The sequence below is a fragment of the Halogeometricum borinquense DSM 11551 genome (assembly GCF_000172995.2).
GTDB classification, from domain to species: domain Archaea; phylum Halobacteriota; class Halobacteria; order Halobacteriales; family Haloferacaceae; genus Halogeometricum; species Halogeometricum borinquense.
Window position 1 is genome coordinate 455095 of the sequence record NC_014729.1, and the last position, 26520, is coordinate 481614.

Annotated in this window: 29 protein-coding genes and 2 tRNA genes; 9 read left to right on the forward strand and 22 right to left on the reverse strand. The window is 62.3% G+C overall.

What is annotated here, in order from left to right; genetic code table 11:
• Positions 1–6: 6 nt before the first annotated feature.
• Positions 7–77: transfer RNA gene (locus HBOR_RS02335), tRNA-Gly, on the reverse strand.
• A gap of 204 nt (positions 78–281) precedes the next feature.
• Between HBOR_RS02335 and HBOR_RS02340 the strand changes: the two genes are divergently transcribed.
• On the forward strand, positions 282–1115 hold the full coding sequence (locus HBOR_RS02340; protein WP_006055345.1) for an NAD+ synthase: 834 nt from the start codon (positions 282–284) through the stop codon (positions 1113–1115).
• Between the two features lie 42 nt (positions 1116–1157).
• Here the strand turns inward: HBOR_RS02340 and HBOR_RS02345 are convergent, their stop codons facing one another.
• Positions 1158–1883, reverse strand: a complete 726-nt coding sequence (locus HBOR_RS02345) for an enoyl-CoA hydratase/isomerase family protein (RefSeq protein WP_006055344.1) — start codon at positions 1881–1883, stop codon at positions 1158–1160.
• 60 nt (positions 1884–1943) lie between these two features.
• Here HBOR_RS02345 and HBOR_RS02350 point away from each other — a divergent pair, with 60 nt between their 5' ends.
• Both HBOR_RS02350 and HBOR_RS02355 read left to right on the forward strand, forming a co-directional pair.
• Positions 1944–2624, forward strand: a complete 681-nt coding sequence (locus tag HBOR_RS02350; RefSeq protein ID WP_006055343.1) for a DUF7114 family protein — start codon at positions 1944–1946, stop codon at positions 2622–2624.
• Between the two features lie 79 nt (positions 2625–2703).
• Positions 2704–2775 (forward strand) — tRNA-Thr (locus tag HBOR_RS02355).
• 99 nt (positions 2776–2874) lie between these two features.
• On the opposite strand, the gene HBOR_RS02360 is transcribed toward HBOR_RS02355, so the two are convergent.
• Positions 2875–3501, reverse strand: a complete 627-nt coding sequence (locus HBOR_RS02360; RefSeq protein WP_006055342.1) for a hypothetical protein — start codon at positions 3499–3501, stop codon at positions 2875–2877.
• Positions 3502–3596: 95 nt separating this feature from the next.
• On the opposite strand from HBOR_RS02360, the gene HBOR_RS02365 reads away from it, so the two are divergent.
• The 3 genes from HBOR_RS02365 (at position 3597) to HBOR_RS02375 (ending at position 6114) form a co-directional block, all read left to right on the forward strand.
• Complete coding sequence (locus HBOR_RS02365; RefSeq protein ID WP_049890432.1) at positions 3597–4232, forward strand: hypothetical protein; 636 nt, start codon at positions 3597–3599, stop codon at positions 4230–4232.
• Between the two features lie 66 nt (positions 4233–4298).
• Complete coding sequence (locus HBOR_RS02370) at positions 4299–4964, forward strand: potassium channel family protein (protein WP_275039856.1); 666 nt, start codon at positions 4299–4301, stop codon at positions 4962–4964.
• A 289-nt stretch (positions 4965–5253) separates the two neighbouring features.
• Complete coding sequence (locus tag HBOR_RS02375) at positions 5254–6114, forward strand: dihydrodipicolinate synthase family protein (RefSeq protein ID WP_006055339.1); 861 nt, start codon at positions 5254–5256, stop codon at positions 6112–6114.
• Between the two features lie 2 nt (positions 6115–6116).
• On the opposite strand, the gene HBOR_RS02380 is transcribed toward HBOR_RS02375, so the two are convergent.
• The 3 genes from HBOR_RS02380 to HBOR_RS02390 form a co-directional block, all read right to left on the reverse strand.
• A complete protein-coding gene (locus tag HBOR_RS02380; RefSeq protein ID WP_006055338.1) occupies positions 6117–6824 on the reverse strand; it encodes a molybdenum-dependent transcriptional regulator in 708 nt (235 codons plus the stop codon).
• Between the two features lie 63 nt (positions 6825–6887).
• Positions 6888–7706 carry an amino acid ABC transporter ATP-binding protein gene (locus HBOR_RS02385; protein WP_241432362.1) on the reverse strand — a complete coding sequence of 273 codons (819 nt, stop codon included), beginning with the start codon at positions 7704–7706 and terminating at the stop codon, positions 6888–6890.
• 5 nt (positions 7707–7711) lie between these two features.
• Positions 7712–8428 (reverse strand): ABC transporter permease, encoded by a 717-nt coding sequence (locus tag HBOR_RS02390; protein ID WP_049890543.1) that lies wholly within the window; start codon positions 8426–8428, stop codon positions 7712–7714.
• 230 nt (positions 8429–8658) lie between these two features.
• Between HBOR_RS02390 and HBOR_RS02395 the strand changes: the two genes are divergently transcribed.
• Positions 8659–9129 carry a PIN domain-containing protein gene (locus HBOR_RS02395; protein WP_006055335.1) on the forward strand — a complete coding sequence of 157 codons (471 nt, stop codon included), beginning with the start codon at positions 8659–8661 and terminating at the stop codon, positions 9127–9129.
• Between the two features lie 87 nt (positions 9130–9216).
• Here HBOR_RS02395 and HBOR_RS02400 read toward each other — a convergent pair whose 3' ends face one another.
• From HBOR_RS02400 to HBOR_RS02445, 10 genes are all read right to left on the reverse strand, one after another.
• On the reverse strand, positions 9217–9852 hold the full coding sequence (locus HBOR_RS02400) for a non-canonical purine NTP pyrophosphatase (protein WP_006055334.1): 636 nt from the start codon (positions 9850–9852) through the stop codon (positions 9217–9219).
• 139 nt (positions 9853–9991) lie between these two features.
• Complete coding sequence (locus tag HBOR_RS02405) at positions 9992–10270, reverse strand: DUF5808 domain-containing protein (RefSeq protein ID WP_006055333.1); 279 nt, start codon at positions 10268–10270, stop codon at positions 9992–9994.
• Between the two features lie 181 nt (positions 10271–10451).
• Positions 10452–12074 (reverse strand): bifunctional N(6)-L-threonylcarbamoyladenine synthase/serine/threonine protein kinase, encoded by a 1623-nt coding sequence (locus HBOR_RS02410; RefSeq protein WP_006055332.1) that lies wholly within the window; start codon positions 12072–12074, stop codon positions 10452–10454.
• A 34-nt stretch (positions 12075–12108) separates the two neighbouring features.
• Positions 12109–12426, reverse strand: a complete 318-nt coding sequence (locus HBOR_RS02415) for a 30S ribosomal protein S24e (protein ID WP_006055331.1) — start codon at positions 12424–12426, stop codon at positions 12109–12111.
• A gap of 107 nt (positions 12427–12533) precedes the next feature.
• The gene (locus HBOR_RS02420; RefSeq protein ID WP_006055330.1) at positions 12534–13061 is read right to left on the reverse strand and encodes a GTP-dependent dephospho-CoA kinase family protein; all 528 of its coding nucleotides are present in this window, start codon (positions 13059–13061) and stop codon (positions 12534–12536) included.
• Between the two features lie 3 nt (positions 13062–13064).
• Positions 13065–13262, reverse strand: a complete 198-nt coding sequence (spt4, locus tag HBOR_RS02425; RefSeq protein WP_006055329.1) for a transcription elongation factor subunit Spt4 — start codon at positions 13260–13262, stop codon at positions 13065–13067.
• Entirely contained in the window at positions 13263–13841 is a 579-nt protein-coding gene (locus tag HBOR_RS02430; protein ID WP_006055328.1) for a DNA-directed RNA polymerase, read from the reverse strand. It lies immediately after the preceding gene.
• Between the two features lie 7 nt (positions 13842–13848).
• The gene (locus HBOR_RS02435) at positions 13849–14277 is read right to left on the reverse strand and encodes a PIN domain-containing protein (protein WP_006055327.1); all 429 of its coding nucleotides are present in this window, start codon (positions 14275–14277) and stop codon (positions 13849–13851) included.
• Positions 14274–15503, reverse strand: a complete 1230-nt coding sequence (locus HBOR_RS02440; RefSeq protein ID WP_006055326.1) for a translation initiation factor IF-2 subunit gamma — start codon at positions 15501–15503, stop codon at positions 14274–14276. The genes HBOR_RS02435 and HBOR_RS02440 overlap by 4 nt, the downstream gene beginning before the upstream one ends.
• Before the next feature lie 145 nt (positions 15504–15648).
• Positions 15649–16494: a DUF6517 family protein gene (locus tag HBOR_RS02445; RefSeq protein ID WP_006055325.1), complete on the reverse strand. Its 846-nt coding sequence runs from the start codon at positions 16492–16494 to the stop codon at positions 15649–15651.
• Positions 16495–16587: 93 nt separating this feature from the next.
• Here HBOR_RS02445 and HBOR_RS02450 point away from each other — a divergent pair, with 93 nt between their 5' ends.
• Entirely contained in the window at positions 16588–17583 is a 996-nt protein-coding gene (locus tag HBOR_RS02450; RefSeq protein ID WP_006055324.1) for a DUF5787 family protein, read from the forward strand.
• 5 nt (positions 17584–17588) lie between these two features.
• Here the strand turns inward: HBOR_RS02450 and HBOR_RS02455 are convergent, their stop codons facing one another.
• From HBOR_RS02455 to HBOR_RS02470, 4 genes are all read right to left on the reverse strand, one after another.
• Entirely contained in the window at positions 17589–17801 is a 213-nt protein-coding gene (locus HBOR_RS02455) for a hypothetical protein (protein WP_006055323.1), read from the reverse strand.
• A gap of 13 nt (positions 17802–17814) precedes the next feature.
• Positions 17815–18639, reverse strand: coding sequence for an MBL fold metallo-hydrolase (locus tag HBOR_RS02460; protein ID WP_006055322.1), 825 nt, complete (start codon positions 18637–18639; stop codon positions 17815–17817).
• A 97-nt stretch (positions 18640–18736) separates the two neighbouring features.
• A complete protein-coding gene (locus tag HBOR_RS02465; RefSeq protein ID WP_241432358.1) occupies positions 18737–19372 on the reverse strand; it encodes a hypothetical protein in 636 nt (211 codons plus the stop codon).
• Positions 19373–19438: 66 nt separating this feature from the next.
• The gene (locus HBOR_RS02470) at positions 19439–20809 is read right to left on the reverse strand and encodes an ATP-binding protein (RefSeq protein WP_006055320.1); all 1371 of its coding nucleotides are present in this window, start codon (positions 20807–20809) and stop codon (positions 19439–19441) included.
• Between the two features lie 195 nt (positions 20810–21004).
• Between HBOR_RS02470 and HBOR_RS02475 the strand changes: the two genes are divergently transcribed.
• A complete protein-coding gene (locus HBOR_RS02475; protein WP_006055319.1) occupies positions 21005–22138 on the forward strand; it encodes a thiolase family protein in 1134 nt (377 codons plus the stop codon).
• A 216-nt stretch (positions 22139–22354) separates the two neighbouring features.
• Here HBOR_RS02475 and HBOR_RS02480 read toward each other — a convergent pair whose 3' ends face one another.
• Together HBOR_RS02480 and HBOR_RS02485 are read right to left on the reverse strand one after the other, a co-directional pair.
• Positions 22355–24217 carry a cation:proton antiporter domain-containing protein gene (locus HBOR_RS02480; RefSeq protein WP_006055318.1) on the reverse strand — a complete coding sequence of 621 codons (1863 nt, stop codon included), beginning with the start codon at positions 24215–24217 and terminating at the stop codon, positions 22355–22357.
• A gap of 135 nt (positions 24218–24352) precedes the next feature.
• Positions 24353–26386, reverse strand: a complete 2034-nt coding sequence (locus HBOR_RS02485; protein ID WP_006055317.1) for an AMP-dependent synthetase/ligase — start codon at positions 26384–26386, stop codon at positions 24353–24355.
• Between the last annotated feature and the right edge of the window lie 134 nt (positions 26387–26520).

Below are 26520 nucleotides of genomic sequence, written 5' to 3' on the forward strand. Positions count from 1 at the left end.
AAGGAGTGCGCCGACCGGGAATCGAACCCGGACTATTAGCTTGGGAAGCTAATGTCCTACCATTGGACCATCGGCGCTCACTTCGTTCGCCCTGTGGTCAATCTCGCTTCGCTCGCTTGACCATCGGCGCTCGTTTTTCCCGCAATTTTATCTACTCCACCGGCCACACTTGAACGTAGCGTTTCACCGACCCGTCGGTAACTCCTTGCGAAAGTGGACACGCGTCCACAGAAACGCGGTAACGGGTGTCTATTAGTTCTCCGAGGTGCTACCGTCGTTCGATGAGCACGGAACCGACGATTTTGAGCGATACCGCCCCGCTTGACCTTCGCTTGTCGGACGACGAACTCGAAGCGACCCACAACCACATCCTCCAGTTCATCCGCGATGTGGTGGATGGTGCCGGTGCCGAGGGTGCCGTTCTCGGCCTGTCGGGCGGCATCGATAGCACGGCGACAGCCTACCTCGCGGCCGAAGCACTCGGAAAGGAGAATCTCCACGGGCTGGTGATGCCGAGCGTGGTCAACTCCGACGAGAACATGAGCGACGCCGAACGCGTCGCACAGGAGTTAGAAATCGAGTACGACGTGGTGGAGATTCAACCCATCGCCGAGACGTTCTTCGATACGTTCCCCGAAGCCGCGAACGACAGGATGGCCGCCGGGAACGTCTACGTCCGCGTCCGCGGCGTCCTGAACTACTTCGTCGCCAACCACGAGAACAAAATCGTTCTCGGAACTGGCAACCGGTCTGAAGCCCTCACGGGATACTTCACGAAGTACGGTGACCAAGCGGTCGATTGCAATCCTATCGGCAACCTCTACAAACAGCAGGTCCGCCAACTGGCCGCCCACGTCGGCGTCCCCCAAGACCTCGTGATGAAAACACCCTCGGCTGGGATGTGGACCGGCCAAACTGACGAGGACGAGATGGGCATGCACTACGACACCCTCGACGCGATTCTCGCACTCCACGTCGATGGTCCCCTCTCGAAGTCCGCGACGATGGACCACATCGACGTCACCGGCGAGCAGATCGACAGGGTAGTCGAACTGTACGAACAGAGCGCACACAAGCGGCAGATGCCGCCCGCGCCGGAACCGCTGGATCTCTGAGACGGCGTTACAACGCCGGTTCGTTCTGAGAACGACCGTCAGTCACTCCGAGTCGTCTCCTCCTCTTTCTCCCCGAGTCTGTCGGATATCGCCGACGTATCGCTCGTGCAGACGGGCGAATGCCTCCGCTTCGGCCCGTTCGCGCGCTTTATCGTCCGCATCGTCGCGGAGTCGCCGCTTTACGACGCGGAGTGCGTCCGACCGGTTGGACGCGATTTCGTCGGCAACGGTCCGCGGGTCCTCGACAACCCGAGAGACGAGACCGATTCGGCGGGCCTCCGCTGCGTCTACGACGCGCCCCGAGAGCGCGATATCCATCGCTTCACCCTCGCCAACGATTCGCGGCAGGCGGACGGTGCCGCCCCACGCGCCGAACAGGCCGAACTCGACGCCGGGTTCGGCGAACGTCGCGTCGGGCGTCGCCACGCGCACGTCGCAGGCCAGCGCCATTTCGACACCGCCGCCGCGGGCCGCACCGTCGATTCCGGCGACGACAACTGCCGATGCGTCGGCGATGGTGTTCGCTACTTGTTGTCCTTTTTGGGCGAACGCTTCCGGATCCGCGAGTTCCGAGACGCTGTCGAGGTCAGCGCCCGCACAGAAATGCCCACCCGCCCCGCGGAGGTAGATGACAGGCGTCTCGTTGGAGTCAGCGTCGGTCACGGCGGCCGCCAGCTCATCGAGGTCCGTGGGCCGAAGCGCGTTTCGTCGCTCCGGTCGGTCGATAGTCACGACGCGCACCGGTCCGTCCGCCGTCGTTCGAATCATGCGCGTCTGTCCTACGTGTTTTCCAAAGGTCTTTGCCCTTCCCGCCGTAACTCTCGGCTAATGGACGACGCCGTGCGGGCCCGCGATGCCGCACGTGAGGCGCTCGACGATATCGAGCCAGACCGCCTCCGTGAGGTGTTGTTCGACCGTCTCGACGAAACTTCAATGACTCCGGGGGCACTCACAATCCTGAGCGCACGTGCGCTCAAACCGGGTGTGGACGCTGACGCCGATGGACTGGCCGAACGTGCTGCGGGCGTCCAACTCATCTACGAGGGTCTCAGACTCACACGAACGCTGACGCACGAGGAACCGTGGCTCACCGCCGACGGGGAGGACATCGACGGCGATATGGACGTACTCGCTGCCGACGTACTCGTCTCGCGGGGGTTCTATGTCCTCGCTCGAACCAACGCGGCCAAGCGAGCAGTCGAAGTGGTCCGCTCGTTCGGCCGCGATCAGACACTCCGCCAAGAACAGGACGACGCCGAGACACTCGACCGAAACCTCGAAGCAGACATCTTCACGCTTGCCGTCGTCGCCGGGACGACAGCCGTCGGTGGCGATGCCCCGCCGGCGCTCTTGGAGTACGCCGCCGAACTCGCCCGCGAGTGCGACGCCGACGGTGCACTCCCGCCCGCCGCGGCGGCGTTCTCGGATGCAACGACAGAGCGCATCGCGTCGCTATCGGTCGCGAGCGCCACTGACGACCGAGTTCCGTCCTCGGCGACGGACCGGTAGCGCGTGTCGTGGAACGGCGTGACGCGGCGGCGGTGAATCGAAACGCCTAAAGACGAATCAGGACAACAAACGTATGCGTGCCTGGGTAGCTTAGCGGTAAAGCGCGTCCTTGGTAAGGACGAGACCCCGGATTCAAATTCCGGCCTAGGCTCTTCTGACGAACCTAACATCTGAGCGGCGCGTCTCGTCACGCCGAGTGATGAACAACAACCGCTCTCACGATTCCTAAACGCCGCCGAAACCCACACACCTACCGAAAGTCTTCCACGAACCGGTCGGGAATCCGGTCAACCAGATGCTCGGGCATCGCGTCCACGACCGTTTGCGCGGCGACGACCATTGGTTTGCGAACCAGCACGTAGACGGCGGAGATGCCCAGCGCGGCGTACACACCTAACTGGATTGTGCCGTCGTAGGCGTACAGCGTGGGGACGGCGAACATCGCGGCGGCGAACAAGTCCTCGGGCGCGCCGTCATAGCGAATCCACCGGCGCGGCCGAATCCACCGGTTGTGGTAGTGGCTGTAGACGGCGCGGTCGGACGTGCCGAGCCACGGCTTCAACTCCAGACCGCCGCCGAAGGCGTCCATCACGGAGTGGAGCGCCGCGGCGGCGAGGAACAGCGCCACCGAGAGGGTGAGCGTCGATGGCGAGAGGGCGGCCGCAACGAGTGCGGGTACGGCGAGACCGCTGAAGTACACCGGGAAGTGGAGCGTCTTTCGGTGCCCCGCGTAGAGGTCGAAGTCGGGGAATAACCCGCCGAGGGCGGCCGCGGCGAGTACTGGTACCGGCGTCGTCGCGGCGGCGCTCTCGGGGAACACCACGGCGACGACGACGGCGAGCACAACCCCTGCGAGGGCGTGCGTAGTTGCCATCATCACCCTGTCCTATGTCAAACAACGGAAAAACAGTTACGCGTCTTATGCTAGCACACGTACGGAGGTTTATCGCCCGTCCGCCCCGAGTACCGTGTATGCAGTGGCGACGCCCACCTGATGCGGGGTCGCTAGCCGCGGGCGGAATGCGGCTAGCGATTGCGGGCATCCTCGGTTTCGGTATCGCTAAGTTGAACGCGAGTATCACCATCAACGCCGCTGCCGCACTCGCCGTCACCTATCTCCCGGCGCTGTTGAGTCGTGACTGGGGGATTCGACTCTCGCCGTCGCTTACGCTGTGGGTGACGACTGCCGTCCTTCTCCACGCCGTGGGGATGGTCGGGCCTTACAGCGAGGTCTGGTGGTACGACCACGTCACGCACACGCTTTCTGCGATGCTCGTCGCGGCAGTTGGATACGCGACAGCCCGGGCTGTGGACAAGTACAGCGATTCTGTGTTCCTCCCGCCACGATTCATGTTCGTCTATATTCTCACGTTCACGCTAGCGTTCGGCGTTCTCTGGGAGGTGTTGGAGTTTTTCGCCCGACTCTCTGCGGAGTTCTTCGGTATCGAGGCGGTTCTCGTCCAGTACGGTCTCCACGATACCATCGTAGACTTGATGTTCGACACTGTCGGTGCGGCCATCGTCGCCCTATTCGGGACCGAGACGCTGTCCGACCTCGTGGACACGCTTCACGAACGATTAGAGGAAGCCCGCCCGGAACGTCGATAGCCCTTCCGCGAAGACACCTCTCACCGCGGATGCGACTATAGTTTTAATCCGTCGGCCATCCACGTGTTGGGCATGAAGGTTGTTATCGTGGGTTATGGTCGAGTCGGTGCGCGAACGGCTCTCGTCCTCCGCGAGGAGGGTCACGAAGTAACGGTCGTAGACAACGACGAGCAGAAGGTCGAGCGCATCGAAAAAGAGGGATTCGAGGTGGTCGAAGGCGACGGGAGCAACGAGACTGTGCTTCGTCGGGCCGGCATCGAGGATGCCGACGCAATCGGCGGATTGACCGGCGACCCCAACGTGAACTTTGCGGCGTGCATGATCGGCAAGGAGTTCGGTTGCCGAGCGGTCATGCGTGTAAGCGAGGACTACCGGAAGGAGATTTACGAACGCTACGCGGACGACGTAGACGAGGTCATCTATCCCGAGCGTCTCGGTGCGGCAGGTGCGAAGACTGCCCTTCTCGGCGGTAACTTCAACGCCATCGGTGAGTTGGCGGAAGGACTCCGTATTTCGAGAGTTGTCATTCCCGAAGACGCGCCTGTCGTCGGACAGAAAGTCTCGGATATCGACCTCGATTCCGTCGGTCGAATCTACGCCCACGGCCGGAAGCGAGAGCCGATGACTATCCCGCTTCCGGGGACGAAAGTGGAGGCTGGCGACCAGTTGGCACTCCTCACGGAGAAGGATGGACTTGATGCCGTTCGGCGGACGCTTCTCGGGGAAGACTGAACTGTCGAACTGAGAGCCGGCCGAACTAGTCGGTTGTACCTGTCCGTAGCTGAAGGGGAACGCGCAAACGGTGGGGCGTCGCGGGGGACGACGCCGACACCAACCGCCGGGGTGCCAGACGGCGGTGGGTGTGCCGGGCGCGCGGGTGGGAGGATGGGAACTGAGGCCGTCAGTCAGCGCGCCCACAGAATTGGTACTCGTCGCGTCACTTAAATCCGTGTCAGACAGGCGGGTGACTAGGCGCTGACGCCGGAAAACTACATGTTTTCGCCGGATAAACTCACGCTCGATGATTGGAATTGGGCCGCCACTCGTGACGCCGTTCACTGCCGACGGACTGATTGATGAGACCGCACTTCGTGACCTCGTTTCGTGGGTCGAATCTCGCGGTGTCGATTTTCTCGTTCCGTGTGGGTCGAACAGTGAAGCCGAACTCATGACTGCCGAAGGGCGCGCCCGAGTCATCGAAGTCGTCGCAGCGGAGGCAAGCGTCCCGGTCCTCGCCGGAACCGGGAGTCCGGGCTACGAGGAGACGCGTCAGGCGACTGCCGCCGCCGCGGACGCCGGGGCCGACGCCGCTCTCGTCGTCACGCCGTTTTACTACCCGCACGACGATACGGCGCTCGAAGCCTACTACCGTGATCTGGCGGATGAGGCCGAGATACCGATCTATCTCTACAGCGTGCCCGCCTTCACGGACGTGAAGCTCTCCGTCTCTGTCGTAGAAGCATTGGCTACCCATCCGAACATTGCGGGGATGAAAGATTCCAGCGGCGACATCGAGACGTTCGTCCGCGAACGGAGGCTGACAGCCGACGCTGACTTCGACCTGCTTGTCGGCTCCGGCAGTATGCTTTCGCACGCTCTCGACATCGGTGCGGACGGCGGCGTCCTCGCCCTTGCCAACGTCGCACCGGAAGCGACTACAGCCATCTACGATGCACACCGCGAGGGCGATGTGACGGCCGCAAGAGAGCGTAATGAAGCACTCGTCGAACTCAATCGCGCCGTGACTACCACGCACGGTATCCCCGGTCTCAAAGCGGCTATGCGCGCTCGTGGCGCACCAGTGGGACACGTCCGTCGTCCGCACCAACCGGTTTCAGACGACACCCGAGAAGAACTCGAACGCCTCGTCGCCTCGCTTTGAAGCTACTGCGGTTCGACGGCCGTTGACGTCGCTCTCGTCGCCGTCGCTTTCCACGACGCGACGACCGACGTTCCGGGTTCGAGCGACAGTCGGCGGACGCTCTCGACAGTGACAAACGCGCGAAGCGGCGTCGAGAGTCCAACGTTCACCGAGACGGTGGCGACTGCATCACCGCGCTTGACGCCTTCGACCGTCCCGCTGAGTCGATTTCGAGCGCTCGTGGCGCTCTCGGCGGGCGTGTCCGACGGGTCGTGAAGCGTCACAGCGTCAGCACGGACGCTCACCGTCACTGCCTTTTCTACCGTCCGTACGGATTCCGTGGCGACGGCGCGAATAGTTCCCGCATCGGTTTCGACCGAACAGAGTTCACCTTCGACGTGCGTTACGATTCCCGAAAGAACGGTCTCCGGAACGCCGGCAGTCCCCGAGAGCGTAGCTTGCAATCGATCGAACCGGCCGAGAACGTCTCGTGCGGCGGCGGTTAGTTCGCTCCCGCCGCCGTCGGATCCGCCGCGTCGCCGTTCGACGAGCGGGCCGAGGGCGTCTTCCAGTTCGCGGAGACGGGCAAGACACCGGGCACGCGACCGGCCGAGCGATTCGGCGGCACCGCTCACTGACCCCGTTTCGGCGATAGTGGCAAGGAGACGCGCATCTGACCTATCAAAGGAGACGCCGTCGGCGTCGAGGTGCGCGTCGAACGCATCCTCCATACTCACTCCCACGCAGTCGAACACCAAAAGTGAGTAGACGAATTTCCAGTCACCGAGAGCAAGTTAGTAGACGAGTTCGCCCTCGACGAACTTTCGGGTCCGTCGGTCCGACGGTTCCTCGAACACCTGCCCCGTCGGACCGCACTCGATAATCTCGCCGCCGAGCAGGACGGCCGTCCGGTCGGAGACACGTTGTGCCTGTTGCATGTCGTGGGTGGCGAGGCAAACCCCCATCCCCCGGTCTCTCGCGTCACAGATCGCCTTCTCGACGATGGCCGTATTTCGCGGATCGAGGTTCGAGGTTGGTTCATCGAACAGCAGCACGTCCGGTTCCGGAGCGAGCGCGCGTGCGATTGCAACTCGTTGGGCCTCGCCGCCGGACAGCGACGCCGCATGTCGGTCTTGCTTGTCTACCATCCCGACAGTCTCCAGCGCATCAACGGCCGCCAGTGGTGTCTCTGCGGTTCCGAGAAATCCACGGATAGCGGCCCGAATCCGCTCGTTCCATGTAGCGCGGACACGCAGGCCGTAGGCGGCGTTCGACGCGACGGTGGCCGAGAACAGGCATCGATGTTGTAGTACCATCCCGAGACGCCGACGGACGTGCAGTCGTTCCTCTTCGGACATCTCCCCAACGTTTCGGCCGTTCGCAGTAACGACGCCCTCGGCGGGCGATTCGAGGCAGGCCAATAGGCGAAGTAGTGTCGTCTTTCCGCTGCCTGACGGGCCGACAACGGCCAGCACCTCGCCGGGTTCGACCGCGAGGCTCACGTCCGAAAACACCGTCTCTCCGTCGAAGCCGTGAGTGACGCCGTGTGCAGCGAGTCGAAGTCCGCCGGTCGAGTCGTCCTCGCTCGTCCGACCGTCCACGACGCCAGTCATCTCGCTCATCGGTTCTCACCGCCTCCCAGTGACGTTCCGACAGTACCGGACTTCGCTGTCCGCCGTCCCGGTGTTCTCCCGCGGAGGTGCGACCCGAGAGCGTTCACGCCGAGGACGAGAGCGAGGAGTATCGCACCCAGTGCTAACCCCGTTTCGACGTTTCCCTTCCGCGCTTCGACGGTAATCGCCGTCGTGAGCGTCCGCGTGTAGGAGGTCTGGTCTGCGGGGAAGACGATGTTCCCACCGACGATGAGGACGGACCCGACTTCACTGATCGCGCGGCCGTATCCCGCCAGAATCGCCGTGACGATTCCGTAGCGGGCTTCACGCAGGACGGCCAGACCGACGTCGGTGGTCGTCCCGCCCGCTCCGTACGCCGCCTCACGCAAGTCGTCGCCGACGGATTCGACGGCGGACAACGAGACACTGAGGACGACGGGTGTGGCGAGTATCGTCTGCGCGAGAATCATGGCCTGCGGGGTGAACAGGAGTTCGAAGTCGCCGAGCGGTCCCGAGTTCGAGAGCGCGAGGAGGACGACGAGACCGATGACGACGCTCGGAAAGCCCATGCCGGTGGAGATGATCGATGTCAGGACGGACTTGCCCCGGAAGTCGCTGAACGCGACAGTGACGGCGATAGGAAGACTCAGGGCGGTGCTGATGACGACGGCGGCGGTACTCACGTACAGCGAAACGAGCGTGATGCTGACGAGATACTGCATATTCAGCGCGTCAAGCAAGCCGCCGAGTGGCACGAGTGTGCCTCTGCCCCCGTCCGACTAAAAGTCCTCGGGGACGAACGCTCCGAGTCCGTCCCGGACCGTCACACTTCTTTTCTGCGCTCTGCTATGCTCACTCATGGAGACATGGGATGCGCTGTTCGACCGGGCAGGGTCGTACGAGGGAGACGAGGCGATGATTCGGGAGGCGCTTCGGTCACGCCGCGAGGACGATGACTGAGCCGAGCCCCGCACGCGTCGTCGCTGACGCGGACGTTCTCGCGGCGGATCTGTTGGTCGGCGGCGACGCCCGCGACGCGCTTGATCACCTTCGGGCGCACTCGTGGACGACGCTCGTCGCCAGCGACGCCCTCTTGGACGACGCCGAGAGCGTCATCGCCGAACTCACAGACCCCGAACTCGCGGCCGACTGGCGAGCGCGCGTTGAGGTGTGGTGCGAACTCGTTACGCACCCTGAAGGGGACCACCCTGCACTCGGGTCGGCCTACCGCGGCGATGCGATGCACGTCCTCTCGTTTGACGAGCGACTCACCTCTGCCCGCGCGGCGACGACGCTCAGCGACCGCTTCCCGGTAAGCGTCAGAGAACCCAAAGCGTTCGCGTCGCTGTTCAACGCCGAGAGCCTCTACGAAGAAGTCGTCGGCGGCGACTACGACGGTCCGGACCGCGACCCGAGGGAGTAACGTTCAGCGTCTTCCCGTTCGCTCGCGATACTCGCTCACGGGACCACCGATGGACGAGCGAAGCGAGTCCATCGAGGTTTGCCTCGCTCACTCCGTTCGCTCGGCAAACCACTCCCCAAACTTCGCCAACGCCCGCCCGCGGTGTGAAATCGCGTTCTTCTCCTCACTGCTCATCTCTGCGAACGTCGTCCCCTCGTGTTCGAAGATGGGATCGTAACCGAATCCACCCTCGCCGCGCGGCGGGACGATCCGCCCCCGAACGGTGCCTCTGAACAGTTTCACTGGGAGTGCTTCCGTCTCCTCGTCGTCCTGCTCGGCACCCCGCGCGGCGGCGACTGTCCTGTCGTCGCGGTCCACCGGGTCCGGCGTCGCCTCGAATCCCTCGCCGTCGCAGTACGCCAGAACGCAGTCGAACGACGCACGTCGCGGCTCTTCGAGTTCGCTTTCGGCCAGTCGGTACACCGTCTCGACCCCGAGCGTATCCTCAACGAACGAGGAGTACGGACCAGGGAACCCCTCGAAGCCGTCGATGAACAGTCCGGCGTCGTCAACCAGAACCGGTTCCCCCGCGTGACGGTACGCCTCTCGCGCGCCGTGAGCGGCGATGGGGCCGAGGTCAGATGCCTGTACTTCGGTGTAGTCGTAATCCAGTTGCTCGACATCGGCGAGGTACTGAAGCGCCTCTCTGACCTTTCCAGCGTTCGTCGTGACGTAGTGAAGCATCTATTCGTCCATCGCGGTGGTGCCGAGAAAGAGGCGTCGGTGTCGTCGTCACGTCTGCCGCGTCCGCAGGCCATCGCACACGCGCCGCTGTACGGTTGGTGAGACGGCAATAAGCGAAGAGTCGTAGACGTGAGACCGTTTAATCGACGATGACTTCGACGGGACCCTCGTCCTCGTCTTCGTCTTCGAGGTCCGTGCTGGAGGAACTACGCTCCTGCCAGAGCAGTGCGCCAGCGACGAGGACGACCACCCACGACCGCCAGTTTGCGAGGTTCAGCGTGTAGCCGATACCGAACGGCTTCTTCACGAGCATCTTCTCGCCCGGTTTCCAGTACGAAGAGAGCATCCGACCGAGAGACGGGCGCTCGAAGTTGTACGGCACACCGAGAATCTCGCCTTTCTGAGGCTTGTCTGCCATGACGGGAAGATACACCCGCGCTGGATAAATCGTTTTGGTGTCGATGCGCTGACGAGGGTCGAACTGGACACCCTTCGAGAGTCAAACAGGACGCCCTTCGAGAGGCAAATCCAACGCCCTTCGAGAGGCAAATCCGACGACTTCGTGGCGCAGAAAACATTCACCGATGTTTGCGGATTGATTACTGATACCGGCCGCGCCCCTCGACCTGCCGGAGACGCGCAAGCACGTCCTCGTCCGGCCCGCCGCCTTCTTCGCCGTCACGCGCGACCGCAGCGTATCCTTCTTCGAACGCCTGCAGGAGCGGTTCAGGCTCGGCGGCGGTGCCTTCGACGCTCTGGCCGAACACGTGCAGATCCATCGCGTGGTCTTCGACGTGGCCCGTGTAGTAGCCGAGACCGAAGTCGATGAGGTACGTCTTCTCGGCATCGACGCGGACGTTCCGCGTCGTCGGGTCGCCGTGGACGAACCCCGCGTCGTGAACCGTTGCGAGGTGTTTGCCGACCGTCCGACACCGTTCTGTGGTCAGCGCGCCCGCCAAATCCGACTTGCCGACCGACTCGAAGACGATGACGCCCTCTGTCGGGTCTACGTCGCGGATGACTGGCGTTGGAACGCCCTCACGCCGTGCTTGACTCGTTAGGCGCGCCTCGGCGCGTGTCCGTTCCTTTCGGAGTTTGTCGTCGAGTTCCGCGTGCCGGTACGTCTTGGGTACGCGCCGCTTCACCACGCTGTCGTCCTCGAACGTCACCGTCGCTTCAGCACCGCGAATCTTCCCTTCCGCCGTCGGGTCGCGGGCCACCGACTCCTCGTCGTCACGCCAGGTCACGGGCACTTGATCGGGCCGGTAGTTCGGGTTCACCGCGGAGTCGGAAATCGGAAGGACGTCGCCTGCGGCGAGCATCCGCGCGCCGAGAACGGCAATCATGCCGGCGTTGTCCCGGAGGAACCGCGGTTCGGGGGCGTAAAAGTCCGCGCCGCGTTGGTCACACATCTCTGACAGCATCTCTCGCAGGCGGGCGTTCTGTCCGACACCGCCGCCGAGGACGAGTTCATCCGTCCCGGTCAACGACAGCGCACGCTCTGCGACTTCGGTCAACATGGCGAAGATCGTCTCTTGCAGGCCGCAACACACATCTTCGACAGGCACGCCGTCATCAGACGCCTGCTTTGCGGCGGACATAATGCCCGAGAAGGAGAAGTCCATTCCCTTCACGACGTACGGCAGATCATGATATTCGCCGTCTTTCGCCGCACGCTCGACCTTCGGACCGCCGGGGTGCGTCCAGCCGACGTGTCGGGTGAATTTGTCGATTGCGTTGCCGACGCCGGTATCCATCGTCTCGCCGAGGACGCGGTAACGGCCGTTGTGGTAGCCTAACAGGTGCGCGTTCGCACCCGAGGCGTTCAGACAGACGGGGGAGTCGAATCCCGACTGATAGCGCCCGATTTCGAGATGAGCGACCATGTGATTGACGCCGACGAGGGGAACGTCGAGCGTCTGCGCGAGCGAGCGCGCGGCGGTGCCGACGATGCGAAGACACGGTCCCAAACCGGGACCGCGAGAGAAGGCGACACCGTCGATTTCGGGACTGTCACCTTCGGCCGTCTCGACCGCGTGGTCGAGTACTGTCGAGACGACAGCGGGGATGGCATCACCCATATGTTCGGCCGCTTCGCGCGGGTGAATGCCGCCGCTGTCGGGTTCGTACGGATCAGATTCGATGAACACCTCGTCCGTCGCCGTGTCGAAGAGCGCGGCGCTGGCGGCCCACGCAGTCCCTTCGATACCTACGATACGCATCGAGAACGAAAGTTACAGTTGATTTACGGCCGGTTCAGGCTTCCTCGGCTTCCGCCTCGGCGTCGCCTTCTTCGGCTTCGATCTTGTTCCGGTCGAGCATGTAGTCCTGTTCGACGTCGCGGGCGAACTCGGGCGACTCGTAAACCTTCGCGTAGCCGGCGGTCTTTCGCATGCCGAACTTCGTGTCGAGTTCGTGGATGACGACCTCGTCGGAGTCCTTGTTCAGCTTTGCCGCGAGACTGTCGCGGACAGACAGACGGGAGGGCGTGGCTTCGTCGTGAACGATCTCGAACCGAACGTCCGTCCGGTGCAACATGGGATTCTCGTCTTCGGAGATGACTTCGATTTCCATAGTCAGTTGGGCTAAACTCCTCTCGAAAGGAGTAAAAGGATTTCGAAGGGCAAGACGCCCATCGAAACGCCCGGTGAACGGAATCGCCACCGGCTTGCCGGAGTGCGTTACGATTCGAGAAGCGACAGTAGTGATTCGGCGTCGCCGTCCATCCGCCGGAGCAATGACCGCATCTCGGCTTTCGAATCGTCTGTCACATCGATGAGAACCATTCCTTCGTCGGGTTGCCCGTAGACGACGCTCGCACCGGTCGGCGCGGCGACGACTGCAGGTAGCGTCGCCAAGTCCTCTTCACCCGCTACGACGACGGTCACTGGGTCGTCGGCGTCGAGGGCGTCACGAATAGTGTCGGCGAGTGCCTCCGTAATCTCGCCTGCCGGATTGTTCACGTCACGGCGCGTTTCGGGATCTGAAAGCGCGCGGCGTATCTCTTCGTCAACGGCTTCGCGTTTCGTCTTCCCGTCGATAACGGCCACGTCGGGCGTGCGTCCGGCTCGTCGGAGGTGGTGCGTGACCACGTCACCCACGGCGATAATCGGAGTTCCGGCGTCTGCGAGGAGACGGTCGGCGTCAGTGTAGAGCGGCCCGAACGGCTCTTTGAACTCGCCGCGGAGTGCCGTTGGTAGCCGAAGCATCCCTTATCTGACCTTCAGCGCGTAGCCGCCGGGTTCGGTCACGTTCATCTCGGTCGCAATATCGCTCTCTTCGGGATGCGTGATGACGACGTAGCCTGCCCAGTCCTCAGTGAGGCTGGACGCGCCGCAGTTCTCACACGCTTGCGAGTCTGGCATGTTGATGTAGTGGCACTCGCGGCAGGCGAGACGCGGCTTGGCCATCTACCGGCCCTCCGCTTCGGTCGTCGCTTCGCTGGCCTGTCGATCCGCTTCAAGCCAGCCGTGTTTGCCGAGGCCGGGCTGTTTGGCGGTGAGGCCAATCTTCGAGTCGCGCGGGTTGCGCTCGTCGATGCTCTTCGTGACGACGCGAACGCGCACGGAGTCTCCGACTGCGAGCGTGCGGTTCGATTCCGTCGAGGCGAGTTGCTGGTTCTCGCCGTCGTAGGCGAGGTATTCGTCGGAAATCTGCGAGACGTGCAGCAGTCCGTCCACGGGACCGATGCCGACGAAGGCACCGAACTCCACGACCTCGACGACCTCTCCGTCGATGACCTCCTGCATGTCGGGATCGAAGGTGACCGCGTCGAACTCGGCCTCGTAGTAGACGCCTGCGCGTCCGGGGAGAACCGTTCCTTCGCCGATGTCGTGAACGTTAACGACGCTCACGACGCTACCGACATCTTCGTCCATCCGTCCTTCCAGTTTGTCCTGCAGGAGTCGCTTGACCCGTTGCGGGGTCACGTCAGCGAGATGCTCCGGCGGAACCTCCACTGTGTCTTTGAGTCGTACCCGTTTGTACATCGTAGTGCTAAGGTTCTGTTATGTCCAATTTGTGGTGCCCCCTTATACCGATTACTCGTACGCCGCGTTCGAGCAGTCGGTCACGAAGGGGTTTGTCGTTCGTGACGACGTAGTCGAATCCGCGTTCTGCGAGTTCTACTACGGCGTCGTCCGCGTAGGTTGCTTCGGTGTCGACGACACGGCACCGGTCGGCCGCAAGGTCCGCGCCAACACTCGCTGCGACGCCCTCGTTCCCGGCCCCAGCGGAGAGTTTCTCTAACTCTCCGACGACGGCCGACGGCACCACGAGGTCTACGTTCGCGGCGAGCAGTCGGTCGAGTTCGTCGAACACGCGAACGTCGAGTTCCACGGGCATCATCAGCGCGTTCGTGTCGAGGACGACCGTGGTCGTCGCGTCGGTGTCCGAGTCCGTCCGGTGTCGTGTCTCTGTCGTCACTTGAGCGTCCCGATACCGATGAGTCGCCATCGTGCGCCGACGCGGCGGTTAATGGCTATCTTCGCACCGTCAGCGGCGCAGACGGGGCGCTTCAGCGAGACTTCGGCCTCGCCCGTGCGCGCGCTCGTCACCGCGCCGACGGTGGTTGCCGTGCCCACGGTGAGCATCAGCGGTTCACCCGTCGAAATCTCCTCGACGGTCTCTTCGTCCTCTCCGACCACGCGATTGAGGAGTTCGACGTCCATCGTGAACTCCTCGCGCGTCGGTGGCAGTGTGCCGGGTTCGCCGGCGACTTGTCCGGCGAGGGCGTCGCCCTTCGTCAGGCTGGGATCGAGACCAGTCCCGACGCCGCAAAGTCCACCGGGGCGGACTTCGTCGGTCATCTGTCCACCGGCTTGGAGCGACCGGATGTCTGTTGTGATGGGTCGCCACTCGGTCTGTCCGCCCTCGTCAACCTCTCGGCCGGGACGGAGTTCGAGCTCCTCGCCTTCCGTCAGTTTCCCCTCGACGACTGACCCGCCGATGACGCCGCCGGAGAGGTCCTCCCACGTCGTCCCGGGTCGGTTGATGTCGAACGACCGAGCGGTGAACATCCGCGCGGCCTCGGACTCGTCGTGTTCGGGCGTCGGGATCTCCCGTTCGATAGCGTCGATGAGGAGGTCGATGTTGACCTCTTGTTGGGCGCTAATCGGGACGATGGGGGCGTCTTCAGCCACGGTCCCCTGCACGAACTCTTGGATCTGCTCGTAGTTCTCGACCGCGCGGTCGCGGTCTACGAGGTCGATCTTGTTCTGTGCGATGACGATGTTATCGATCCCGATGATGTCCAGTGCCATCAGGTGTTCTTCAGTCTGTGCCTGCGGAACGTTCTCGGTCGCAGAGACGACGAGAACGGCACCGTCCATGATAGCGGCACCCGACAGCATCGTGGCCATGAGCGTCTCGTGGCCGGGCGCATCGACGAACGAGACAGTGCGTAGAACGTCGGTCTCGTTGCCGTCGTCATCCGTTTCTTCGACAGTGTAGCACTCCGGCGGGTCCGCGCCGGGAATCTTTCGGAACGTCGCGTCGGCGTAGCCGAGGCGGATGGAGATGCCGCGCTTCATCTCCTCGGAGTGCTGGTCGGTCCATGACCCCGACAGGGCCTGCACCAGCGTCGTCTTACCGTGGTCTACGTGGCCGACCAGTCCGATGTTCACCTCCGGTTGTTGTGGATTTTGTGTCACCATTGACCTCCTAAGAGTAATCTTGGGAAAGCTTCGCCCCGAACGCCTGATAAAGTTGCTGTTCTCGTGACGCGCAGCGTACGCTGTGTGCCACCGAAACACGAACGAGATCCGGATGCGGCGGCTCTAATCCGATTTTAGCGATCTACTCGACCTGTCGCATCAGGCCGAACAGCTCCTTGCGGTACGCCTTCGGCGTCAGGCCCAGATCGATATCGACGCTGAGTTCGATTGCGTCCGACGGGTTCTTCGTCACCGAACGGGCGAAGTTCTCCGCGGGATACGCCCCGCCAGCGACAAGGACAGAGTTGTCTGCAATCCACGCCGCGAGGTGACCCGCAACGGATATCTCGCCGCCCTCGATAGTGATGTCCTCAGTTCCAACGTTGACGGAGAACCCCTCGAAGGAGTACGACGCTTCGTACTCGGTCAAGCGAGCCGACGTTCCGGAGGCCACGTCGAACGTGCCGGTCCCCACCTGTTCGACAGGTTTGAGTCCGGCCTCCTTCAGTCGGTTGCGGAACTGTGTCCGCGACTGTGACTCGACTTGGTCGAGCAGTTCCTTCTGTCCCGCACCGGCGGGCAGACTCGTTAGGTCGGGATCGAACGTCACCCGCGTGGCGAAGAACGTGGCGAACTGCGTGGCCGCTTGGCCGAGCGTCTTGTCGGCGATCTCGGCCCGAAGTTCGGTGTCCTCGTACAACCGAGTTCGCGTCGCCGCCGTCATCGTCACCGGGCCGAGGTCCTGCTCGAACGCCGGGTCCTGTGTCACATCGTCTACCTGTTCCCATCCCCCCGATTTCAGCTGTTCCTCCGGTACGGTCGGCGGCCGCCGCGCGGCGCTCACCGTTCCGCCTGTCCCACTACAGCCGGCGAGCGCGGAAACCCCCGTTACTGCCGCCAGACCGAGAAACGCGCGTCTTCCGTGCCGTTTCGTATCCGTGGTTGTTCGTTCCACCCGATCACTGGTCGATTCTGGATCCCCATCCATAGCCCTCTCTCACTCCCACTCACTCAAGTAATTTTCCGTGAACTGACGGCTGAAATACAAGTTTTCCGAGTCGTTTTTGCCCGTTCCGAGCCGATGCGGCGATACGTGGTCGCCGAAACTGACCGTCCGCGGGAATTTGCCTTCGAGTTGGCTCTCTGCTCGCACCTCGAACAGACGACTGAGTGGGTTCTCGGACGGCAACTTGGCGCTGCGGTCGCCGCTCCCGGCCGTCGAATCATGGACGTGTGCGCCGTCCACCCCGGCCCGTCGTTCGACACCCGCGCGGACATCACGTCGCGAGCGATTCCACTTCGTGCGATTACGTGCGACGTTGGTACCGGCGAGGCAGTGTTCTGGCGCGACGCGTTCGACTGCCACCGCAATACCGCCAGAGACGTTGTCGATAGCGCAGTCGAAGCGGGCTTCTTCGAGTCGGAGTGGCGCGGCGGCCGTGAATACGTCCGGCAGACGACGCGCTACCCGGCTGATTGGTTCGGCCGACTTGTCGGGATCGAGAACAAGCCCGATTTGGGCGACCCCGGCGACTTGGAGCGACAACTCCGCACGGACGCCTCGCTCGGCCTGTTCGACGAGATCATCCTCGCCACCGAGAGCTACGTCACTCGCGCACATCTGAATCGCATCCCCGAGTCAGTCGGCGTCTGGCGGTTCGACCCTGAGTCTGGCGAGCGGGAAGTCGTCCGCGACGCGACGCCGCTCGACCCCGCCTCGCCGGGCATCGAACTCGTCGCCGAACGGCCGCTCAGAACCGACGTGGAACTCGTCTCGGGCGAACGAAAGCGGCAGGCACGACTTCGACTGGCCGAACGAACGTACGGGAAAGGCTGGCGGACGTACGACCTTCCGACGTGTGCGAACGCGAGCGTGACCAGCGACGGCCGCCCCTACTGCGCGCATTTCAACCGTGTTGTCGAACCGGGCCGCGACTGCGGCGACGACTGCCAGCCGTTCGAGGCGGCCGACGCGCCCTCTCTCGACGCTGACAGTCTCCGAGACGAGCGGACGCCGTGGGTCAGTGATCCCGACGGTGTCGCGCGCCGACAAAGCGGGCTGGACCGGTTTTGGTGACCTAATTACGCTTCTTCGGCGCGTCTGTCCATATAGTTCCAGTACGCGATGAGTAGGATGGCGAAGATAACGACGACTACGAACTGGAGTGCGGACCCGAGTAAATCGACTCGTCCGGTGTTCTGGTAGGTCGTCATGAGGTTCTCTGTTGCGACAAGTCCGCCCATGAGGAGGAAGTATCTGAATACGTTGTCTGTGATGATTGCCCGAAGGCTCATGCGTCACTCCCCCTCACAATTTGTACACCTCGCCGTCCACGGCTAACGGCTCCTCGAACGCCTCTTCGACGGGATAGTAGTGAGCTGTGTGGACGAGGCGGGTTTGTTCTGCGTTCAGGTCGTCGGCGAGGGCGAGTGCCCCCTCTCGGGTCATGTGCTTCGTGCCGAACGTCCGCGGCACGCCTTCGTCGTCGAAATGTTTGCCGCCGAGCGGGTGGTGTTGGCAGAGCGACGCCGGGACGATGGCCTCCGCGAGAAGCAGGTCAGGGTCCGACAGAACGCTCCGTGAGTCCTCGGGGATGCCGTAACTCGTGTCACCCGACAGCGAGAGCTTCGCGCCCGTTTCGGAGTCTTCGATGGTGAGTCCGTAGCAGAGCAGCGGCGGATGTTCGACCGGAACGAGAGTCACGTCCAGCCCGCAGGTACGGAACGTTTCGAACGGTGTCTGCGCCCGGACCGAGATCCGGTCGAGATAATCGAATTTCGAGGCGACCGTTTCAGCGACGCTCTGCCCCGTTTTCGGATCCGTTTCGTCGGCGGCGTGGACCGGCAGGTCGTCGAAGACGCGATAGGCGTTCCCGAGACCGTCGATATGGTCGAAGTGAACGTGCGTGATAAGGCCCGCATCCGGCAGTGGAACCTCGTGCGTCAGAAACTGTTGGCGGAAGTCTGGGCTAAAATCAATGAGTAGCGACTCGCCCGTCCGGTCGTTCTCGACGTGGACCGAAAACCGGGTTCGCTCCACGCCGCGGGCGCGCGCTTCGCGGCAGGTGTCGCACTCACACCCGACGGTCGGCGTGCCCGTAGTGTCGCCCGTTCCGAGGAGGGTGACGCGCATCGACTCGGAGTAGGGGACGGGTGGTTGATAAGCGTAGTCGAAGCAACTGCATCTCGCAGACGAGGGGAGACTGCCAACGTAGTCACAGACGACGGAGCTACGTCTGGTGCATCTTGCTGTACTCTACCCACGCGGGGATAGTCCGCGTCGCCGTCCGTCCGTCAAGTGTTACGGTCGCCGTCACTTCGCGCGGCGTCACTTCTACGAGTCGGTCGAATCCGACGCTCGTCTCGCTGATTTGCTCGCCGTCACGGTTGTATAGAATGGTGTGGGCCACGGAGAGGCTGGGGTCGTCGCCGTACTGACTCGTGACGCCGACGGACACGCCGTGGTTGTCTCCAAATTTGTCGGTCAGCATGTCGTGAACCGCTGTCCCGGCAACGCTGGCACACTCTGTCGTCGCCCACTGCTTCCACGGAATCTCGTCGTACATCGGTTCTCGTTCCGGTTTCGATCCGTTCTTCACCGCCTCGTGATTCGTGTGGCGGTACCCGGTGACTATCTTGACCGTCTCGTTTTCGGGAACGTATTCCACGTCGTCTATGGTCTCCGAGACGGAGAGTGCCGCCGCTTCGCCTCTCGTCGGTTCCGGCGTGGATTCGGCGGTCGGGGTGGAGTTACCGGACGGTACTGTGACGTTCGCGTCGCCTGTGAGACTGCTGAGACATCCGCTGGACAGAGAGAGCATTGCGGCGGCCACCACCCCGGCGAACGACCGTCTCGTGGAGGGCATTGTTCGCAATGTTCTGTTCGAGAACAAATACTTTGTCGGATGGAGAGACCGAAGTCGGTGGATGCCTCAGTCGTCGTGGTTATGATCGTGGTCGTGGCCGTCGCCACCGTCACCCGCGATCAACTGCTCGCCGTCGGACATCATGTCCATGTTCTTCAGGTTGTCCCGTTCCTCGAAGTCCTCGACGGCGTCGAGGATGTCCGTCTGGGTCAACGCTGTCCGTTCCTCAGTGAGGGCTTCGAGGACGGCCTCACGGAGGACCATCCGCAAGTCAGATCCGGTGAGACCCTCGGTTCGGTCGGCCACCGCCTCGGGGTCGAAATCGGCGACTTCCATCCGGTTGGTGATGATGCGGAGGATGTCCGCACGCATCTGCCGGTCCGGTCTGGGGAAGTTGACAATCTCGTCGAAGCGTCGCCACGCCGCCGAATCGAGTTGGTCGGGGTGGTTGGTCGCCCCGATGAGGATGACCTCGTCGCGGATCAGCGAGATGTCGTCGATACTCTTCAACAGCGTGTTGACCGCACGCTTGAGCGCGGCGTGTTCGTCCGACCGGCGGGTTTTCGCCACCGAGTCGAACTCGTCGATAAAGAGGATACACGGCGACAGCCGTTTGGCCACCTCGAACGTCTTCTCGACGTTCTTGGCCGTCTCACCGAGGTATTGGCTCGTGATCATCGAGAGTTTCACCTCGACGAACGGGAGGCCAAGTTCGTGTGCGAGAGCGCGTGAAACGGTAGTTTTACCGGTTCCCGGCGGGCCGACAAACAGAATCTTGCCGATTTCGCGGAGGCCGATATCCGCGAGATACTCGCGGTGTTCGATGGCCTTCATCAGTTTGTGAATCTCCCCCTCTTGGTCCTGCGTCAACACGAGGTCTTCGAGCGTCATCTCGATCTCCTCGGGCGCACGGACCTGCACGAGATCCAGCATCTCGGCGTCCTCCTCCTCGTCGAAGTACTGATCGAGGAGGCTGTCGATCCAGACGCGGTCGGCTTGAATCGACCGCGTTCGTTCACGCGCCTCTGTGTGGCTCACATCCACATCGTCGTGATCCTCGACGGCGGCGGCGATAGTTGGATTCGTCTCCAACTGGTCGCGGTCTGCGCGTTCGAGGTACCAATCGGTAGCCATGTCGGGTTGCGTCAGAGAGATGCGCCCCGAGAAATCCTCGCGTTGGGTAAACAGGAGGTCTGAGATGGCTTCCCACGGTCGTTCGACGCCAGTCGCTTTCCGAGCGGTGTTGTCGGTCACGACTAAGGGGCGTTCGATACCGATTGGGGCCGTTTCATCGTCTTCGTCTTCGTCGTCCGGCGGGTCCGTCCAAAAGACGCGGCGGTACCGCGGCGGGAGGTCGTTCTCGTCTAACTCACGGTTCTCGGTGTAGAGATGCGCCGTGAGGAGGAACTCGACCACCTCGAGAGCCGGGTCACTCATCCCCACAACGTTGCCCGTCAGACGGCATAAGACCGTCGAAGACCAGCGGGAATCGTGACGATCACACGAGATCACGGTGATTCGGACAATCGAACGCTCCGACGCCTCGCCGCAGAAACGCCGAGTGCGTGAAACTCCGTGTCCATCCCTCAGAGTTCTACCCCATTTATCACCACGGACACCAGAAAAGGACACATGCCTCAACCAGTCATCGCAGCCGCGCATCGTACCCCGTTCGGTAAGGCGGGTGGCGTCTTCGAAGACGTACGCAGCGAAGACCTCTCGGTCGCCCTTATCGATCACATCCTCGACGAGACGGACCTCGACGCCGAGGACGTGGACGACCTCATGTGGGGTGTCGCCCAGCAACGCGGTGAACAGGACAATAACGTTGCGCGCGTCATCGCGCTTCTCTCGGAACTCGGTGAAGGGACGCCAGCGACAACCATCAACCGCTGGTGTGCTTCCTCGATGCAGGCCGTCATCTCCGCTTCGGACGCGGTCGCCGCGGGTAACCGGGACTGCGTCGTCGCGGGCGGTGTTGAGAACATGAGCCGCGTGCCGATGGACGGCGACTCCTACGAACATCTCCACCCCGAACTCTCCGAGGAGTACAACATCTTCCAACTCCAGATGGGGATGACCGCAGAGAAGGTGGCCGAGGAGTACGACGTTTCCCGCGAGGAACAGGACGAATACGCTCTGCAGAGCCAGCAGCGCGCCGCAGAGGCGGCCGAGTCAGGACGATTCGACGACGAAATCGTTCCCATCGAGACCGAAGCGGGCGTCATCACCGAAGACGAGGGGATTCGTCCCGATACCACGATGGATGCGCTTTCGGGCCTTCCACCGGCGTTTACCGGTGACGGAACGGTCACGGCGGGTAACTCCTCACAGATCACCGACGGCGCGGCGGCCGTCCTCGTCACCTCCCGCGAGTTCGCAGCGGAACACGACCTCGATATTCTCGCCGACGTGGGCATGAACGCCGTCGCGGGCGTTGATCCGACGGTGATGGGTATCGGTCCCGTTCCGGCGACGCGTACCCTCCTCGAACGTAACGGCCGCGACGTTGACGACTACGACCTCGTCGAACTCAACGAGGCGTTCGCCAGCCAGTGCGTCTACGCGATGGACGAACTCGGCATCGACCACGACATCTTCAACGTCAACGGCGGCGCTATCGCCCTCGGTCACCCCCTCGGTGCATCGGGTGCCCGCCTGCCCGTGACGCTCATCCACGAGATGATAAAGCGCGACGCCGAACGCGGTCTCGCAACGCTCTGTGTCGGCTTCGGTCAGGGCGCGGCAATCGAGTTCAGCCGGTAACGTCGTCCCCCGAAAGACGACATCTCTCGACTCGTTTTTTCTGACGCGCATTGCACCAGCTACCGATAGTTAGCCAGTTCCAGCACGGATAGTTAGCCAGTTCTAGTAGTTACGGCAGTCTGCAACTGGAAGAAGCCGAGAGTTGCAGCATCGAGATATCGGGTGTGTGGCCCCGTCAAAAACGAGTGAACCACAGAGTGGATTACGGAATCGGCTTCACTCGTCAGGGTGGATGAACTGCATCGCTTCGCGGACGGCGTCGTGACCGCCGATGATTGTGATGTGGTCGCCGTGTTGGACGGTGAAATCAGCGCTGGGGACGCTCGATTCGCCGTCCCGTGAGATGAGGGTGATGAGACACCCGTTCGGGAGTTCCGGCCCGATATCGCGGACGGTTTTTCCGACGATTTCCTCGGATGTGACCTCGATCTCCTGGACATCGCCCGAACGGCCGATTTCGCTCATCCAGTTCATCATCGCGGGCCGTTCGATGTAGTTGTCGATGGCCTGAGCCGTCGCCAGCACCGACGAGATGGTACGGACACCGAGTTCCTCGAACGCGTCCACGTTGTCGGGGTTGTTCGCCCGAGCGATGATGGTCTCGGGGTCGAATTTCGAGTTCGCCAACTGGGCGACGAGGAGATTCACGTCGTCGTCGCCGGTGGCAGCAACGACAATTTTGGCATTATCCGCCCCCGCAGAGCGAAGCACGTCGGTGTCGGTGCCATCACCCTGATGGACGGTATGACCCTCGTTGCGGGCCGTTTCGATGATTTCCGGGTCTTGTTCGATGAGCACTACGTTCTCTCCGCGGTCTTCGAGGCGTTCGGCGAGCGTCCGGCCCACCTTACCGCCTCCGATAACGAGTACACGCATTGGAATGACGTCGAGGTATTCAGCTATTTGTCGAGCGAGACCACCCTCGAACACAACGGTCACGAGGATGACGAGGAAGACGGTGCCGACGAGGGTGTCGGCCGCCTGCCCCAATCCCTCCGCCCGGAGTTGGATGGCGAACAGCGTCGCCACGGACGCGGGGATGATACCGCGCGGACCGACGAAACTCATGAACCACTTCTCGCCGGTGGTAAAGCGGTCCCCCTGCGCCGACAGGAACACGAGGAGCGGCCGAAGGACCAGCGCGACGACGACGACAACGCCGAGACCGCCGAGTCCGAGTCGGAGCAGCGTTTCGAACTCTAGCAACGCTGCAAGCGCGATGAAGACGAACGAGAGGACGATGAGCGTTATGTCGCCTTTGAACGCCGAGATGTCCTCCTCGTACGGGACGTCAGCGTTTCCGAGCAAGATACCGGCCGTCGCGACGGCGGCGATACCGGCTTCGGTAGCGATGAAGTCGGCCGCACCGTACGCGACGAGCGCACCCGCGAGAACGAGCAGACGCGCGTTCTGCGGTGCGTTACCGGGTGAGAGGTCAACGTACCGGAGCGCGTAGAACATCGCCGCGGCGACGAGTGTTCCGACGACGACGCCGACACCGAGACGTTCCGCAAACAGCGTCATGAGCGCGCCCGGTTCGGTCGCACCTTCGATGATGGCCTCGAAGATGACGACGGCGAGGATAGCGGCCGTCACGTCGTTGACGATCCCCTCCGTCTCTAACGCCGCCTCGACCCGGTCGCGTGCCGGGACAACCTCTAAAATCGGGGCGATGACCGTCGGCCCGGTGGCGACGAGAAGCGCCCCGATAAGGAACGAAACGCTCCATGGCGATCCGAGAAGGTAGTGAATCGCCGCGGCTGTTCCGATGAGCGCGATACCTGCACCGACGGTAATGAGCCGAATCGTCGCTGCGGGTGCTTCTCGGAGCTTCTCAATGCGAAGGTGGAACGCACCCTCGAACACGATGATGGCCACCGAGAGGCCGACGATAGCTGACAACCCGCTCCCGAACGAATCAGGGTGGACGACGTTGAGAACTTCCGGTCCGAGGATGATCCCCGAGGTGATGAGAAAGAGGACACTCGGGACCTGAAACCGGTCCGAAAGTATCTGCGACACGACGCCGATACCGATGATAGCCGCGACAATGTATATGAGGTTGGAGCCGGCGGCCATTATGACACCTCCATGTATCTCCGCCGATGTGTTGAATGAACATAAAACCATACATTTACGTCGCGGTTTTTGGGTACAAAACCGAACAATCATTTGGAAATATGCGCTAACAAAAAAGACACGGAAAAACTGCCGTCAGTTCTGTGTGGCTGCGGCAGCGTCTTCGGTGTACAGCAGATCGACCTGATCGGCGTACCGGTCGAGGATGTTCCGGCGCTTCTTTTTCATCGTCGGCGTCATCAGGTCGTTGTTTTCCGTGAACTCTTCGGGGACGAGGCGGAACTGCTTTATCTGCTCGTACGGCTCGAAATTTTCGTTGACTTGGTCAATTTCCGACTGGATACGCTCTTTCACTCGGTCATCGCGGCAGATCCCGCGCGCATCGTCGGGGAGGTCGTAACCCTCTCTGTCGGCCCATTCGCGGATTTCTTCGAAGCTCGGGACGATAAGCGCCGAGACGAACTTCCGGCCGTCGCCGAGGACCATGCACTGTTCGACCACGTCGCTTGAGGCAAACGAGTCCTCGATTGGGCCGGGTGCGACGTTTTTCCCCGTCGAAAGGACGAGAATCTGCTTTGCGCGCTCGCGGAAGGCGATGTAGCCGTCCGGACGGAGTTCGACCACGTCGCCGGTTCGGAACCATCCTCCGGAGTCTCCCTCTGATTCCGACTCCCCGTTCGCGTCGCTGGGGACATCGTCGGTGAACGCCGCCGCCGTCTCCTCGGGTCGGTTCCAGTAGCCTTCGGTGACGTTCGGACCTTTCACGAGCAGTTCACCCACGTCGCCGCCAGCATCGCCCGTCACGTCTCCGACGACGGTCTTGTCGAGTTTCACTTCGACGTCCACGACGGGTGTTCCGATGGTGCCGATTTTCGGCTCTTCGGGCGGGTTCACCGCGATGACGGGTGACGTTTCGGTGAGACCGTATCCCTCCAGAATCGGCAGTCCCATCCCGTGGTACAGCGCACAGAGTTCCGCTGAGAGGCTCCCACCGCCGCTGATGAAGAACTCGATGCGGCCGCCGAGCGCCTCTCGAACCTGATCGAAGACGAGTTTGTCAGCGAGGGCGTGCTTCGCCGAAAGGATGACGCCGGGCGAGTCAGACTCGTGGTACTCGCGGCCGACATCGACCGCCCACTCGAAGATGCGTTTTTTCGTGGGTGATTTGCTTGCCTCCGACCGAATCGCATCGTATAGTTTCTCGTAGACGCGCGGAACGCTCGTTCCAACCGTCGGTCTGACGAGTTGGAAATCCTCACGGAGCGTGTCCGGACTCTCCGCGTAGGCGACGCACGCGCCCGATGCGAACATCAGGAAGTGTCCGGCGAGTCGCTCGAGAACGTGTGCGAGCGGAAGGAACGAGAGCGTCACCATCCCGTTGGTGAGCGTTGGTACGTCCTCTTTGTCCGGACGCGGGCCGAACCGCTTGTAACACTGATTCACGTTCGACCGGAAGTTGTTGTGTGTGAGTTTGACGCCCTTCGGTTGGCCCGTCGTTCCCGAGGTGTAGATAAGCGACGCCAACGACGAAGGGTCCCGCTCGTTTATCCACGACTGGTAGGCTTCTTCGTCGAACGCCGTCGCACCGATTTCGTGAACGTCGCCCAGCGTGTAGATATCGTCTCTGTCGCGGACGGCCCCGCCCATCCCACTTCCGTCCGCTGGGTCGTCGATGAGGACGATGAAGGAGAGATCTAACTCGTCTTCGACGGCGAGGACGCGTTGGAGCAGTTCCGCGTTCTCCACGACGACACCCGTCGCACCGGGGTCAGAGAGCAGGTATCGAACTTGCCGCTCCGACGAGGACGTGTAGACGGTTGTTACGGCACCGCCTGCGGCAAGAATCCCGAAGTCTGACTGCGCCCATTCCATCCGTGTGTGTGAGAAGATGCCGACGCGCGATCCGGCTTCGACGCCGAGTTCCCGAAACCCGGCCGCGAGATTCCGGACAATCTCACGCATCTCTCCGTACGTTAGTTCGGAGAAATCGCCACTCGGCGCTGCGGGCACGACACCCGAACTGACGAGCGACCGGTCGTAAATGCCGCCTTTGTACTGCTGGGCGGGTTCGCCGGTGTTCCGCGCCGCACTGTTTTCGAACATCCGTGCCAGCGTCGTGTCGCCGACGACTTCGTCCTCGAACGTCTCCTCTGAGTCCCGCCAATCCATACAACGAACATATTCGTTCATAATTTAAAAGAATATATCCCTCGGTAAGTTCGTTGTTCGGCGTTCAACGCCGCGCGGTAGGCTCCGAGTTTGTCCTGTTCGTTTACTAATACGTAATGTGAAACGAGCGGCGA

What these genes read in the sequence shown, in the direction of transcription:
- HBOR_RS02480 (WP_006055318.1), bottom strand. Translation starts at nt 24,217, where the DNA reads ATGGCCGCCGGCTCCAACCTCATATACATTGTCGCGGCTATCATCGGT.
- HBOR_RS02405 (WP_006055333.1), bottom strand. Translation starts at nt 10,270, where the DNA reads ATGGCAGACAAGCCTCAGAAAGGCGAGATTCTCGGTGTGCCGTACAAC.
- HBOR_RS02460 (WP_006055322.1), bottom strand. Translation starts at nt 18,639, where the DNA reads ATGCGCGTCACCCTCCTCGGAACGGGCGACACTACGGGCACGCCGACC.
- HBOR_RS02395 (WP_006055335.1), top strand. Translation starts at nt 8,659, where the DNA reads ATGACTGAGCCGAGCCCCGCACGCGTCGTCGCTGACGCGGACGTTCTC.
- HBOR_RS02410 (WP_006055332.1), bottom strand. Translation starts at nt 12,074, where the DNA reads ATGCGTATCGTAGGTATCGAAGGGACTGCGTGGGCCGCCAGCGCCGCG.
- HBOR_RS02465 (WP_241432358.1), bottom strand. Translation starts at nt 19,372, where the DNA reads ATGCCCTCCACGAGACGGTCGTTCGCCGGGGTGGTGGCCGCCGCAATG.
- HBOR_RS02365 (WP_049890432.1), top strand. Translation starts at nt 3,597, where the DNA reads ATGCAGTGGCGACGCCCACCTGATGCGGGGTCGCTAGCCGCGGGCGGA.
- HBOR_RS02345 (WP_006055344.1), bottom strand. Translation starts at nt 1,883, where the DNA reads ATGATTCGAACGACGGCGGACGGACCGGTGCGCGTCGTGACTATCGAC.
- HBOR_RS02385 (WP_241432362.1), bottom strand. Translation starts at nt 7,706, where the DNA reads ATGACTGGCGTCGTGGACGGTCGGACGAGCGAGGACGACTCGACCGGC.
- HBOR_RS02445 (WP_006055325.1), bottom strand. Translation starts at nt 16,494, where the DNA reads ATGGATGGGGATCCAGAATCGACCAGTGATCGGGTGGAACGAACAACC.
- HBOR_RS02430 (WP_006055328.1), bottom strand. Translation starts at nt 13,841, where the DNA reads ATGTACAAACGGGTACGACTCAAAGACACAGTGGAGGTTCCGCCGGAG.
- spt4 (WP_006055329.1), bottom strand. Translation starts at nt 13,262, where the DNA reads ATGGCCAAGCCGCGTCTCGCCTGCCGCGAGTGCCACTACATCAACATG.
- HBOR_RS02400 (WP_006055334.1), bottom strand. Translation starts at nt 9,852, where the DNA reads ATGCTTCACTACGTCACGACGAACGCTGGAAAGGTCAGAGAGGCGCTT.
- HBOR_RS02420 (WP_006055330.1), bottom strand. Translation starts at nt 13,061, where the DNA reads ATGCTTCGGCTACCAACGGCACTCCGCGGCGAGTTCAAAGAGCCGTTC.
- HBOR_RS02485 (WP_006055317.1), bottom strand. Translation starts at nt 26,386, where the DNA reads ATGGATTGGCGGGACTCAGAGGAGACGTTCGAGGACGAAGTCGTCGGC.
- HBOR_RS02350 (WP_006055343.1), top strand. Translation starts at nt 1,944, where the DNA reads ATGGACGACGCCGTGCGGGCCCGCGATGCCGCACGTGAGGCGCTCGAC.
- HBOR_RS02415 (WP_006055331.1), bottom strand. Translation starts at nt 12,426, where the DNA reads ATGGAAATCGAAGTCATCTCCGAAGACGAGAATCCCATGTTGCACCGG.
- HBOR_RS02340 (WP_006055345.1), top strand. Translation starts at nt 282, where the DNA reads ATGAGCACGGAACCGACGATTTTGAGCGATACCGCCCCGCTTGACCTT.
- HBOR_RS02455 (WP_006055323.1), bottom strand. Translation starts at nt 17,801, where the DNA reads ATGAGCCTTCGGGCAATCATCACAGACAACGTATTCAGATACTTCCTC.
- HBOR_RS02380 (WP_006055338.1), bottom strand. Translation starts at nt 6,824, where the DNA reads ATGGAGGATGCGTTCGACGCGCACCTCGACGCCGACGGCGTCTCCTTT.
- HBOR_RS02450 (WP_006055324.1), top strand. Translation starts at nt 16,588, where the DNA reads ATGCGGCGATACGTGGTCGCCGAAACTGACCGTCCGCGGGAATTTGCC.
- HBOR_RS02375 (WP_006055339.1), top strand. Translation starts at nt 5,254, where the DNA reads ATGATTGGAATTGGGCCGCCACTCGTGACGCCGTTCACTGCCGACGGA.
- HBOR_RS02475 (WP_006055319.1), top strand. Translation starts at nt 21,005, where the DNA reads ATGCCTCAACCAGTCATCGCAGCCGCGCATCGTACCCCGTTCGGTAAG.
- HBOR_RS02390 (WP_049890543.1), bottom strand. Translation starts at nt 8,428, where the DNA reads ATGCAGTATCTCGTCAGCATCACGCTCGTTTCGCTGTACGTGAGTACC.
- HBOR_RS02360 (WP_006055342.1), bottom strand. Translation starts at nt 3,501, where the DNA reads ATGATGGCAACTACGCACGCCCTCGCAGGGGTTGTGCTCGCCGTCGTC.
- HBOR_RS02470 (WP_006055320.1), bottom strand. Translation starts at nt 20,809, where the DNA reads ATGAGTGACCCGGCTCTCGAGGTGGTCGAGTTCCTCCTCACGGCGCAT.